At 48.1% G+C, this 11,945-nt stretch carries 12 protein-coding genes; 11 read left to right on the top strand and 1 reads right to left on the bottom strand.

Annotated elements, in window-relative coordinates:
• The first annotated feature begins 87 nt into the window (after nt 1-87).
• From HMPREF9443_RS06340 to trpA, 8 genes are all read left to right on the top strand, one after another.
• A complete protein-coding gene (locus HMPREF9443_RS06340; protein ID WP_040565160.1) occupies nt 88-342 on the top strand; it encodes a hypothetical protein in 255 nt (84 codons plus the stop codon).
• Entirely contained in the window at nt 339-890 is a 552-nt protein-coding gene (locus tag HMPREF9443_RS06335; RefSeq protein ID WP_009145724.1) for a hypothetical protein, read from the top strand. Before HMPREF9443_RS06340 ends, HMPREF9443_RS06335 begins: the two co-directional genes overlap by 4 nt.
• Before the next feature lie 258 nt (nt 891-1,148).
• Nucleotides 1,149-2,336: an ATP-binding protein gene (locus HMPREF9443_RS06330; RefSeq protein ID WP_040565158.1), complete on the top strand. Its 1,188-nt coding sequence runs from the start codon at nt 1,149-1,151 to the stop codon at nt 2,334-2,336.
• A gap of 655 nt (nt 2,337-2,991) precedes the next feature.
• Nucleotides 2,992-4,008, top strand: a complete 1,017-nt coding sequence (trpD, locus tag HMPREF9443_RS06325; protein ID WP_009145722.1) for an anthranilate phosphoribosyltransferase — start codon at nt 2,992-2,994, stop codon at nt 4,006-4,008.
• Nucleotides 4,009-4,029: 21 nt separating this feature from the next.
• The gene (trpC, locus tag HMPREF9443_RS06320; protein WP_009145721.1) at nt 4,030-4,809 is read left to right on the top strand and encodes an indole-3-glycerol phosphate synthase TrpC; all 780 of its coding nucleotides are present in this window, start codon (nt 4,030-4,032) and stop codon (nt 4,807-4,809) included.
• Nucleotides 4,802-5,440: a phosphoribosylanthranilate isomerase gene (locus HMPREF9443_RS06315; RefSeq protein WP_009145720.1), complete on the top strand. Its 639-nt coding sequence runs from the start codon at nt 4,802-4,804 to the stop codon at nt 5,438-5,440. Before trpC ends, HMPREF9443_RS06315 begins: the two co-directional genes overlap by 8 nt.
• Nucleotides 5,427-6,611, top strand: a complete 1,185-nt coding sequence (gene trpB, locus HMPREF9443_RS06310; protein ID WP_009145719.1) for a tryptophan synthase subunit beta — start codon at nt 5,427-5,429, stop codon at nt 6,609-6,611. The genes HMPREF9443_RS06315 and trpB overlap by 14 nt, the downstream gene beginning before the upstream one ends.
• On the top strand, nt 6,604-7,395 hold the full coding sequence (gene trpA, locus HMPREF9443_RS06305) for a tryptophan synthase subunit alpha (RefSeq protein ID WP_009145718.1): 792 nt from the start codon (nt 6,604-6,606) through the stop codon (nt 7,393-7,395). The genes trpB and trpA overlap by 8 nt, the downstream gene beginning before the upstream one ends.
• Nucleotides 7,396-7,470: 75 nt before the next feature.
• Here the strand turns inward: trpA and HMPREF9443_RS06300 are convergent, their stop codons facing one another.
• Nucleotides 7,471-7,845, bottom strand: a complete 375-nt coding sequence (locus tag HMPREF9443_RS06300; protein ID WP_021719551.1) for a hypothetical protein — start codon at nt 7,843-7,845, stop codon at nt 7,471-7,473.
• 347 nt (nt 7,846-8,192) lie between these two features.
• On the opposite strand from HMPREF9443_RS06300, the gene HMPREF9443_RS06295 reads away from it, so the two are divergent.
• From HMPREF9443_RS06295 to HMPREF9443_RS06285, 3 genes are all read left to right on the top strand, one after another.
• Nucleotides 8,193-9,164: a TAXI family TRAP transporter solute-binding subunit gene (locus HMPREF9443_RS06295; RefSeq protein ID WP_009145715.1), complete on the top strand. Its 972-nt coding sequence runs from the start codon at nt 8,193-8,195 to the stop codon at nt 9,162-9,164.
• Nucleotides 9,165-9,275: 111 nt separating this feature from the next.
• On the top strand, nt 9,276-9,713 hold the full coding sequence (locus HMPREF9443_RS06290; protein ID WP_210684496.1) for a DUF1850 domain-containing protein: 438 nt from the start codon (nt 9,276-9,278) through the stop codon (nt 9,711-9,713).
• Between the two features lie 34 nt (nt 9,714-9,747).
• Entirely contained in the window at nt 9,748-11,703 is a 1,956-nt protein-coding gene (locus HMPREF9443_RS06285; RefSeq protein ID WP_009145713.1) for a TRAP transporter permease, read from the top strand.
• Nucleotides 11,704-11,945: the final 242 nt, after the last annotated feature.

Genomic DNA, 11,945 nt, shown 5'->3' with positions numbered 1-11,945 from the left:
CGGCGGCGCAAATGCGCCGCCACTTTTATATAGCTTTTTCTGAACTTGCAGATATGCTATAATACGTATGAAAGGATGGTGCTTAATATGATTTATCCATATTTGACATTAAATGATGGAACTGAATACACGCATTCGGAAATGAAAGCGGACGGTACTATTTTAGTATACGTGGAAACACCTGATGCAGAAGATGGATTTCACAGCCTTTTATGCGTTTTACCGAAATACGAAATCAAAGATGTAATTGGCTATACAAAAGATGAACAGGAGAAAATTTTAGCAAGAATCAAAAAAAATGCTCATTTGATAATTAAATATTCGCAAAGGGGTGCAAAATGAAAAAGATAACGCTTTTAATCTGCCTGATGCTTTGCGGTCTTTTCGTGGTTGGCGGAGCTGCTGCCAGTGCCGCAGGCAAGAAGCCTATGGATAAGGAAAAGGCAGTGAACGGCCTGCATGACAGCTTTCTCTTTGACAAGGAAGAGCTTGGCGAGCTTTTTGACAGCGGCATCAGCTACATGGAGCTGAAAAAGCTCTGCCTGCATGCCTACGCAGCGAAAAAGCCGGTGAAGGAGGTGGCGCAGCTGCGCGATAAATACGTGTGGACGCGCGTTGATTATCTGCTGGGGCTGACGCCGGAAAAGTTGGCGCGTGCCGAGCATGAGTACAAGGTTGACCGCATCCACCGCCTGTTTGGCCTGGATAAAAAGCTGGTAGACAAGTACATGCGCATGGGCTATGCTTCGCATCAGGTGAAGCGCGCAATGTTCTTGGCGCGCCACTGCGACAAGAGCGTGGAGGAGCTGCTGGCGATGAAAACACGTCAGCAAAAATGGGGCGACATCTGCGAGCAGCTGGGACTGCCACGTGATGCGTGTATGAAATAGTAAAATTAACCTGAAACCTTGGGGCGGTGCGAGTGTGCCGCCTTTTTTCGCTTGTATAAAGAAATTTTTAACTCCAAAGTTTTTCGCCTGTAGAAGAAAAAGTACTTGAAATTCAGAAGTTTTTCGTTTACAAAAGAAAAACTTTGGATTTTTGATGAGCTTTTCTCATGGAGAAGAAAAACTTGCCTAGGATTATCCTTTCTGTTATGATATAAAGGACAAAGAAGTATAATGCTAGTTTGGGAGAGGAGGATTTGTATGATTGTACGTCAGACATATTTGGAAAAACTAAAATTGATGCGAGATAAAAAGATTATCAAGGTTATTACAGGTGTGCGTCGTTCCGGTAAGTCGACACTGCTGGAAATGTATAGAGATTTTTTAGTAAGCAGCGGTGTGCATCCTTCATGCTGTCAATATATAAATTTTGAAGATTTGCGTTGGGAAAGTCTTAAGGATTATCATGCTTTATATAATCATATCCTGGAAAACTTATCCCCTAATGAAAAAAATTACATATTCTTAGATGAAATACAAATTGTTCCAGAGTTTCAAAAGGCTATCAACAGTTTGTTCTTACGTGATGATGTAGATATTTATATTACTGGTTCTAATGCATATTTGCTTTCTGGTGAATTATCTACATTGTTGTCTGGAAGGTATATTGAACTGAGCATACTACCTTTGTCGTTTAAGGAGTATTGGGAATTAGTCGGTGGAGATAAAAAGACGGCGTTTAATAAATATTATCTTAATGGTGGCTTTCCTTATGCTGCAACTATTGATAACAAAGAAGTTCGCTTGGAATACTTTAGAGGTATATTCAACACTGTTTTACTTAAGGATATTGTTGAACGCAAGAGGATTTCAGACGTAAAGCTCTTAGAAGATGTAATACGATTTTTATTTGATAATATAGGAAATATAGTTTCAACTAAAAAAATAGCTGATACCTTGAACAGTAATGGCAGAAGGACTACATCAGGGACTATTGATAACTATATTCGAGCACTAAAAGATGCTTTTATTTTGTATGAAGCAAATCGCTATGATATCAAAGGCAAAGAGTTTTTGAAATCACTGGAAAAATATTATATCGTTGATATAGGCTTGCGTAACCTTTTATTGGGTGAACGCACTCGCGATATCGGACATATTCTTGAAAATATTGTTTATCTGGAGCTTTTGCGAAGAGGATATCAGGTTAGCATAGGCAAATTAGATCTGCTCGAAGTAGACTTCATTGCTCAAAAAGAGGATAAGCGCATTTATTATCAAGTATCTGCATCGGTTTTGGATGAAAAAACATATGAGCGTGAATTTGCTCCACTTAAAAAGATTAATGACAGCTATCCGAAGTATGTGCTTACTCTTGATGAATTCCCTATGGGTGAGGATGGGATTGAGCAAAAGAATATCATAGATTTTCTTTTGGAAGAAAATTGAGTCAAGTAGTTATATTGCTTCCTACATCCAAAAGTTTTTCGCCTGCAGAAGAAACAATGCTTAAAAATCAGAAGTTTTTCGTTTAGAAAAGAAAAATTTTGAGTTTTTAGTGAGTTTTTCTCATACAGAAGAAAAACTTGCGTAATATATACATTGCTTGCTGTTGCGCAGTTATTTTGAAACTGTAACCTGCTTTACATTATTTACTGCAAAATAATAGGAAGTACGCAAAGTGTAATATTTTCTTGACTCTATCAATGTAGAGTGTTACACTAGGCACAACTTCAAAAAGACCACAAACCGTTGAGACGGAGATCAAGTCAGCAGATGCGCTTACAGAGAGTTCGGGCAGGTGGAAGCCGGATAGAGATGCAGGCTGATAAATGGACCGTTGAGGGTGCTGTCAAATCGCTTCGGCGAGAGTATTCGGCAACGCAACACCGGCGTTAAAGGTGAGGAGTGTGATGGCACTCTGCGAGAGCGCGTCGCAATGGCGGCGAAACAAGGTGGTACCGCAGGTATAAGTATTTACAGCCTGTCCTTGGAATTGCTTAGAAAAGCTAAGCAGCTTCAGGACAGGCTTTTTTTGTATAACAAATCTGTGATAGGCCTTCTCGTAGAATGTTAAAGCTTTAAACTATGGGAGGAATTAAAAATGATTAAAGAAGCAATTGTAAAAATCGTCGGCAAAGAGGATTTAACCTATAACGAAGCATATGACGTAATCAACGAGATTATGAGCGGTGAAACAAGTGCAACGCAGAATGCAGCCTTTCTGGCAGCGCTTTCTACCAAGAGCACTACGGCGGAAACTACCGATGAAATCGCCGGCTGCGCCACTGCGATGCGTGACCATGCACTGAAATGCGAAACGGGCATGGATATCTTTGAGATCGTCGGTACCGGCGGCGACGGCTCCAACAGCTTCAACATTTCCACAACCTCCGCTCTGGTTGCTGCGGCAGGCGGCATGAAGGTTGCTAAGCACGGCAACCGCGCCGCTTCCTCCAAATGCGGCACTGCGGATTGCCTGGAGGCGCTGGGCGTAAACATTCAGCAGGACCCGGAAAAATGCGTGGAGCTGTTAAAGGAAGTCGGCATGTGCTTCTTCTTCGCACAGAAGTATCACACTTCGATGAAATATGTAGGACCTATCCGCAAGGAGCTGGGCATCCGCACCGTATTCAACATCCTCGGACCTCTGACGAACCCCGGCAGCCCGAAGATGCAGCTCTTGGGTGTGTATGACGAGTATCTGGTTCAGCCGCTGGCGCAGGTACTGATGAACCTGGGAGTTAAGCGTGGTATGGTGGTTTACGGTCAGGACAGACTTGATGAGATTTCGCTGAGCGCACCGACTACCGTTTGCGAGTTCAAGGACGCCTGGATGAAAAATTACGTGATCAAGCCTGAGGACTTCGGCATGGAGCGCTGCACCAAGGCTGATCTGGTAGGCGGTCTGCCGGAGGAAAACGCTAAGATTACGCGCGACATTCTGGCGGGAGCGCAGGGGCCGAAACGCAATGCAGTTTTGCTGAATGCCGGCGCCAGCCTGTATATCGGCGGCAAGGCCGAGAGCTTTGCGGATGGCGTGAAGCTGGCGGCAGAGCTGATTGACAGCGGCAAGGCGCTGCAGACGTTGGAAAAGCTGATTGAGCTGAGCAATAAATAAGCTGATTAAAGAGGTTAGATTATGATTTTAGATGAGATTGCGGAATATACCAAAGAGCGTGTGCGGGCGCTCAAAGCGCACAAAAGCCTTTACGCGGTGCGTGATGAGGCAGAGGGCAGACCGCAAGGCAAGGATTTCAGGGCAGCGCTTGCTGCCCCCGGCCTGAGTGTAATCGCCGAGCTGAAGAAGGCATCCCCCTCGAAGGGCGTTATTGCCCCCGATTTTACGGACATCTACCTGCGCAAGGCTGCGGAGTACGAGGCAGGCGGCGCAGCAGCCATCTCCTGCCTGACGGAGCCGCAGTTCTTCCAGGGCAGCGATGCTTACCTTCAGGCAGTACGCCAAAGAGTGGAGCTGCCGCTTCTGCGTAAGGATTTCACGCTGGATGAGTACCAGATTTACGAGGCCAAATGCATCGGTGCCGACGCAGTACTGCTCATCTGCAGCCTGCTGAGTGCAGCGCAGCTGGGTGAATACCTGGCGCAGGCGCAGGAGCTGGGGCTGAGCGCTTTGGTGGAGGCACACACCGCAGGCGAGGTGCAGCAGGCACTGGCGGCGGGCGCGGAAATCATCGGCGTGAACAACCGCAATCTCAAGGATTTCAGCGTGAACCCGGTAAACAGCCTGCGCCTGAGGGATGCGATTCCCGCAAGCAAGATTTTTGTAGCGGAAAGCGGTATCAAGTGCGCAGCCGATACGCAGGCGCTGAAGCAGGCAGGCGTGCAGGCGGTGCTGGTGGGCGAAGCGTTGATGCGCAGCGCGGATGCGGCGGCAATGCTGAAGGAGATGCGTGATGCGTAAGGTAAAGGTTAAAATCTGCGGCTTGAAGCGTGCGCAGGATATAGAGTGTGTCAACAAGCTGCTGCCCGATTATATAGGCTTCGTTTTTGCCAAGACCAAACGCGAGGTGACGGAGCAGCAGGCAGCACAGCTGAAGGCAATGCTTAACCCGCAGATTAAGGCAGTCGGCGTTTTCGTCAATGCCGAGATAGATTTGATTGTACGCCTGGCAGCAAGCAGGACGATAGACATCATCCAGCTGCACGGTGACGAGGATGCGGCCTACTGCGAAAGGCTGCGACTGCAGACGGAACTGCCGATTATCAAAGCAGTCCGCGTGAAGGACGCAGGCTCCTTTGAAAATCTGCAAGCCTATCCCTGCGATTACCTGCTCTTTGATACCTATACCAAGGTGCAGTACGGCGGCACCGGTAAGCGTTTTGATTTATCGCTGGTGGCAGATGAAAAAATCAATAAGCCGTATCTTATAGCAGGCGGTCTTGAGGCGGCGAATGTTGCAGATGTATTGAAAAACAGTAACGCCTTTGCCGTAGATGTAAGCGGTGGCGTAGAAACAGAAGGGTTGAAGGACCCGGAAAAAATTGCCGCATTTATAGCGGAGGTAAGGGGAGATAACGATGACAAAAGGTAGATATGGTATTCACGGCGGTCAATATATGCCGGAAACTTTGATGAACGCAGTGCTGGAATTAGAGGCTGCATATGAAAAATTTAAAAACGATCCCGAATTCAAGGCTGAGCTGGCGCGCTTGTACCGCGAATATGCCAACAGACCGTCCCTCCTGTATTACGCAGAGAAGATGACCAAGGATTTGGGTGGCTGCAAGATTTACCTGAAGCGTGAGGATCTGAACCACACCGGCGCCCACAAAATCAACAACGTTCTGGGACAGATTCTGCTGGCGCAGAAGATGGGCAAAAAGCGTGTTATCGCCGAAACCGGCGCAGGTCAGCACGGCGTTGCGACTGCTACCGCAGCGGCGCTGATGAACATGGAATGCGTTGTTTACATGGGCAAGGAGGACTGCGAGCGTCAGGCGCTCAACGTGTTCCGCATGGAGCTTCTGGGTGCGAAGGTTGTGCCCGTAAGCAGCGGCACCGGTACCCTGAAGGACGCAGTAAACGAAGCGCTGCGCGTATGGACCGAACGCGTTGAGGATACCTACTATGTTCTGGGCAGCGTTATGGGCCCGCACCCGTATCCGGAAATCGTGCGCGACTTCCAGAAGATTATAGGCGAGGAAATCAAAGCGCAGATGCTGGAAAAGGAAGGACGCCTGCCTGATGTGCTGGTGGCTTGCGTGGGCGGCGGCTCCAATGCTATGGGTATGTTCTATGACTTCATCGAGGACAAGGACGTGCGCTTAATTGGCGTAGAGGCTGCAGGCCTGGGCGTAGATAATCCCAAGAACGCCGCAACCATGGCAAACGGCAAGCTGGGTATCTTCCATGGCATGAAGAGCTACTTCCTGCAGGATGAATACGGCCAGATTGCTCCGGTTTATTCCATCTCCGCCGGTCTTGATTACCCCGGCATCGGCCCCGAGCATGCTTATCTGCACGACATCGGCCGTGCGGAATACGTTCCTGCTACCGATAAGGAAGCAGTTGACGCCTTCAACTATCTTTCCAAAACAGAAGGCATTATCCCCGCAATCGAAAGTGCGCATGCCGTAGCCTACGCTATGAAGCTGGCACCGACTCTGCCGAAGGACAAGATTATGGTTATAAATATTTCCGGCCGCGGTGATAAGGACGTTGCCGCAATCGCACGTTATATGGGAGTTGATTTACATGAATAGAATACAAAAGGCATTTGACGAAAAGAAAAAGGTATTTATCGGCTTTGTGACCGCTGGCGATCCCAATCTTGCTACAACCAAGGAGCTGGTGAGAGCCATGATTAAGGGCGGTGCAGGCTTAATTGAGTTCGGCATTCCCTTCTCCGACCCCGTGGCTGAGGGCGAGGTTATCCAAAAAGCGGATATGCGTGCGTTGGCTGCAGGCACTACTACCGATAAAATTTTTGATCTCGTAGCGGAGCTTCGCGAGGAAACACAGGTACCGCTGGTATTTTTGACCTACGCTAATCCGATTTATGCCTACGGTGCGGAAAAATTCTTTACCCGCTGCGAAGAAACAGGTGTAGACGGCGTTATCATACCGGATATACCGTACGAGGAGCGCGAGGAGATGCGTCCGTTCAGCGAACCGCATCACGTTGCTCTGGTGCCGCTGATTGCGCCAACCTCCAAGGACCGCATCCAGAAAATCGCCGCTGTTGCCCAAGGCTATGTATATGTAGTTTCTTCCTTAGGCGTTACCGGCGTGCGCAGCAACATCACTACCGATATCGACGGCATTGTGGCAGAGGTGCGCAAGGCTACCGATATACCGGTGGCTGTAGGCTTCGGTATCGCTGCTCCCGAGCAGGCTTATAAAATGGCTAAGGCCAGCGACGGCGCTATTGTAGGCAGTGCGATTGAAAAAATCGTGGCACAATACGGCGAGGCTTCTCCCGAGCACGTTTACGAATACGTCAAGAGTATGTCCGAAGCGGTTGCCAAGGCAGCTGCAGAGGCTTGATTACAAAAGTGTGGGAACAAAAAAACTCCGTTCCTTACTGCACAGGCAGCAGGGAGCGGAGTTTTTCGGTTTAAATTATTGCAGCGGCATTGGCTCAGTGCCACCGTTTACTGCGTCCGGCTGTTCAAAAATGAAGGCAGGGGACGGATAGTAGAATTTGCAGTGCTGGAAGTTGATAACCTCGGTGGAGAAGCGTTTCAGCAGAGCATAGGAAGCACGCTCTTCGAAATCAATCAGGTTGTCCTTGTTGATATCAGCGTCTTTTACGATTACCAGCAGATAAGCCGGTACTTCCGGTGCATCCTCGGGAACCTGGCTGCGGTCGAGAGGGATGTTCGGAATAATTTCCAGATCACCGATAGGCTGTTGGTTTTCATTGTACAGCATAGCATGATAAACATTTTCGTACAGGGTACGAGCGAGTCTTAAAGAATAAGCTCCGGAACTCATATTATTCACTCCTTAAAAAGATGTTTTTGATGACTCTCGCTTTATCAAAAAAAGCAATAAACATAACGCTATTATTGTAACATAGATTACGGAAATAAGCAAAATGAATCTATAATGAAATGATTCCACAGCAATTTATGCAGAAAAGCTGTATTAATAATCAAAAAATAGCAAGAATATTTCATGGAATCTGCATTTTTATGCTGAATGTATTCTGTATACATGACATTTCTGTCGATTTTTTAGCAGGAATTTACACAATGTTGACGAATAAGAAGAATAACAATATGTTGCTGTGTGAATTTTGTTATCTTAGCACATATGTATATTAAAGGAGGGGAACTCTTATGAAAAAACTCTTGGCTTTTTTACTTGGTATCATGGTTATGGCTACTATGATTGCCGGCTGCGGCGGTGGAGATAAGAAAGATGATAAAAAACCTGCTGCTCAAAAATTCATTAACATTGCTACCGGCGGTACCTCCGGTACCTACTTCCCGTTAGGCGGTGCTCTTGCTGATATCCTGAATAAAAATATTCCGGGTACCAATGCTTCTGCACAATCTACCGGCGCTTCCGTAGCAAACGTAAACCTGCTCAGCCAAGGCAAGGTTGAAATTGCTTTTATTCAAAATGATATTGCTTACTATGCTGCCAACGGCACTGAAATGTTCAAAGGCAAACAGGTTGCCGGCCTGCAAGGTCTTGCAACTCTGTATCCGGAAACCGTACAGATTGTAACCCTGAAAAAATCCGGTATCAAATCTGTTGCTGATTTCAAAGGCAAACGCATCGCTGTAGGTGCTGCAGGCTCCGGTACCGAAGCTAACGCTCGCCAGATTATGGAAGCATATGGCATTAAATATGATGATATTAAGGTTCAATACCTGTCCTTCGGTGAAGCTGCAAGTGCTCTGAAGGACGGCAACGTTGATGCTGCCTTCGTAACCGCAGGCCATCCGACCGCTGCTATTCAGGATATCGCAACTCAGAACGACGTTGTACTGGTTCCGGTTGATGCTGACAAGGCTGACTCTCTGATCAAAAAATATCCGTTCTACACCAAGCTGGTTATCAAAGCCGGTACTTATCCGAAGCAGGATGCTGACGTTTCCGCAGTAGCAGTAAAATGCATGCTGGCAGTAACCGACAAAATGGATGCAGACACCGCTTATGCAATCGCTAAAGCTCTGTACGGCAACCTTGACCGTATGAAATCCGCTCACTCCGCAGCAAATGCTATCAGCAAAGATACTGCTAAAGACGGCATGTCCATTAAGCTGAACCCGGGTGCTGAAAAATTCTTTAACGAAAAATAAGGATTTTAAATGATGCCGAACTTCAAAGACCGGAAACCGGCGTTTGCCGGTGGCCGGTCTTTTTTCCCAGTAAAGAATTTAGTAATTATTATAAGCGTTGTTTTAATGCTTTTGGGGTGGTATAGTACGCGCCTGGTGGTGGCTATTATACCTGAGGGAGCTTCGGGAGCTGTTACTTTTGCCACAGCGGCAGGTGATGAATGGTACATCAGCCTGACGCATTCGGTGGAAAAAACTGCCTGGAATGATTATTTCAGGGTTAACGGCGCAAATAACATGACCATGACGCACACCCGCTTTTCCTCGCTGGGCTGGGGTTATCCTTATTCCGCTGCCGACGGCAAGCTGACGCAGACTGCCGACGGCAAGTTTGATATGGAGATGAACCGCCCCTATAAGGAGGTTGCCCTGCGTATATCCGAGCAGGCAATGCCGCACATTGTCCACGGCGGCGACAGCTACGATCTGATTGCTCTGTACGGGCAGGGGACTGCGGTAACGGTGAAGGCCATGTATCGATATCAGTACTGGCTGGAACGGTACTTTTAGGTTTTATTATATTAAATGAGAGGAGCTGATACCCATGTCTGAAAAAGAAAAGAAAGTAAGAGAGCTTTCAGCAGAAGAGGTATTGCAAAAATTTGACAAGGAATCAGACAAGCGTGAGCTTACAGGTGTGTGGGGTAAAATTATTTCCTCAATCTGTATTCTGTTTGCACTTTTCCAATTATATACAGCCACCTTCGGTGTGCTGGATGCGCATCTGCAGCGTGCTATTCACTTAGCCTTCGGCTTTTTATTGATTTTCCTGCTGTATCCCAGCAGACATTCCTGGTCCCGCAGCAAGATGCATCCCTTTGATGCCTTCCTGGCACTGCTCAGCGCAGGCACTGCCATGTATCTGGTTGTCAACTATCAGGAGCTGGTGCTGCGTGCCGGCATGAACACGGAAACCGACTTCATCGTCGGCCTTATCGGTACGATTATGGTATTTGAAGCAGCGCGCCGCGTAGTAGGCTGGCCGATGATTATCGTTGCCTTCTGCTTCATGCTGTATGCCTTCTTAGGCCCTTACGTTCCCGGTATTCTGGCGCATCGCGGCGTTGGCGTGCAGGAAATGTTTGACCATCTGTTTTTCACTACCGAGGGTATTTTCGGTACGCCTATGGGTGTATCTTCTACCTTTATTTATCTGTTCATCCTCTTTGGTGCATATCTGGAAACCACCGGCCTGGGCAAATTCTTCATTGATATTGCCAACGCAATCGCAGGCTGGGCAGCAGGCGGACCGGCGAAGGTTGCCGTACTGTCCTCCGGCCTCATGGGTACTGTTTCCGGCAGCTCCGTTGGTAACGTTGCCGGCACCGGTGCTTTCACCATCCCGATGATGAAAAAGCTTGGCTATCGTCCGGCTTTTGCGGGCGCTGTTGAGGCTGCTGCTTCTACCGGCGGTCAGCTGATGCCTCCTGTAATGGGCGCTGCAGCCTTCCTGATGGCAGAGTTTGTAGGCGTACCGTACTTTGATGTTGTTAAGGCTGCCGTTATCCCGGCAATGCTGTACTACATCGGCGTATGGCTGGGCGTTCACTACGAAGCTAAAAAGTTCGGCCTGAAGGGCACTCCGCGTGACCAGCTGCCGAAGTTCAAGACTTTGTTCCTCGAAAAAGGCCATCTGGCTATTCCGTTAATCGTTATCGTTTACCTGCTCGTAAGCGGTTATACTCCTATGCGTGCTGCTTTGGCAGCTATCGTGCTGACCATCGTTTGCGCCTGCCTGCGTAAATCCACCCGCATCGGCTTCAAGCAAATCGTCCAAGGCCTCATTGACGGCTCCAAGGGCGTGCTTGGCGTACTGATTGCCTGTGCAACCGCAGGTATCATCATCGGCGTTGTTACCAAAACCGGCGTAGGCCTGAAGATTGCCACTGCTCTGCTAGATTTGGCAGGCGGTAATCTGCTGCCGGCAATGTTCTTCACCATGATCACTTCGCTGATTCTTGGCATGGGCGTGCCGACAACTGCTAACTATGTAATTACATCTACCATTGCAGCACCTGCTCTGGTGCAGATGAATGTACCGGTGCTGGCAGCGCATATGTTCGCGTTCTACTTCGGTATCGTTGCTGACGTTACACCGCCTGTTGCCTTGGCTGCTTATGCCGGCGCAGGTATTGCCGGTGCTAACCCGATGCGTACCGGCGTTATCGCTGCTAAGCTGGCGATTGCAGCGTTCATCGTTCCGTACATCTTCGTGCTGGCACCTGAGCTGCTGATGATCAACGCAACTCCGTTCACCATCTGCTACAGCGCCTTCACCGCGATTGTCGGTATGTGGGGTGCTTCCATGGCGATGATCGGCTTCTGCAACAATCTGCTGAACATTCCGCAGCGTATTCTGTTCCTCGTTGGCGGTATCTGCATGATTATCCCAGGCGTATTTACCGACGGTATCGGTGTTGCGCTTATTGCCGTTGCCTATGTATGGCAGCGCATGAACAAGGTTAAGGGTGCGATTCAGCAAGATGGGGAAGACCTGTAAACCGAAAATTTCATAGCAAGTTTCATAGTCCTGCGTGCATTTAAGATGCTGCGCAGGACTTTTTTTGCTTATTATTATACTAATGGCCTTTTAGTTTTGCTTTAGGATAGGCAGCTTGCCGGTCTGCTTCCGCTCCTGCGGGGGATGCTTGCCATAAATCATTCTATATAATGAAGAAAACCCTCAGACTTTTATGTCCGGGGGCTTTTGTTTTCTATAAAGATGGGCTGCCGTACCTTGTG

This window comes from Phascolarctobacterium succinatutens YIT 12067, assembly GCF_000188175.1.
GTDB classification, from domain to species: domain Bacteria; phylum Bacillota; class Negativicutes; order Acidaminococcales; family Acidaminococcaceae; genus Phascolarctobacterium_A; species Phascolarctobacterium_A succinatutens.
The sequence above is the reverse complement of the archived record's forward strand: the minus strand, read 5'-3'. Positions and strand labels throughout refer to the sequence as shown.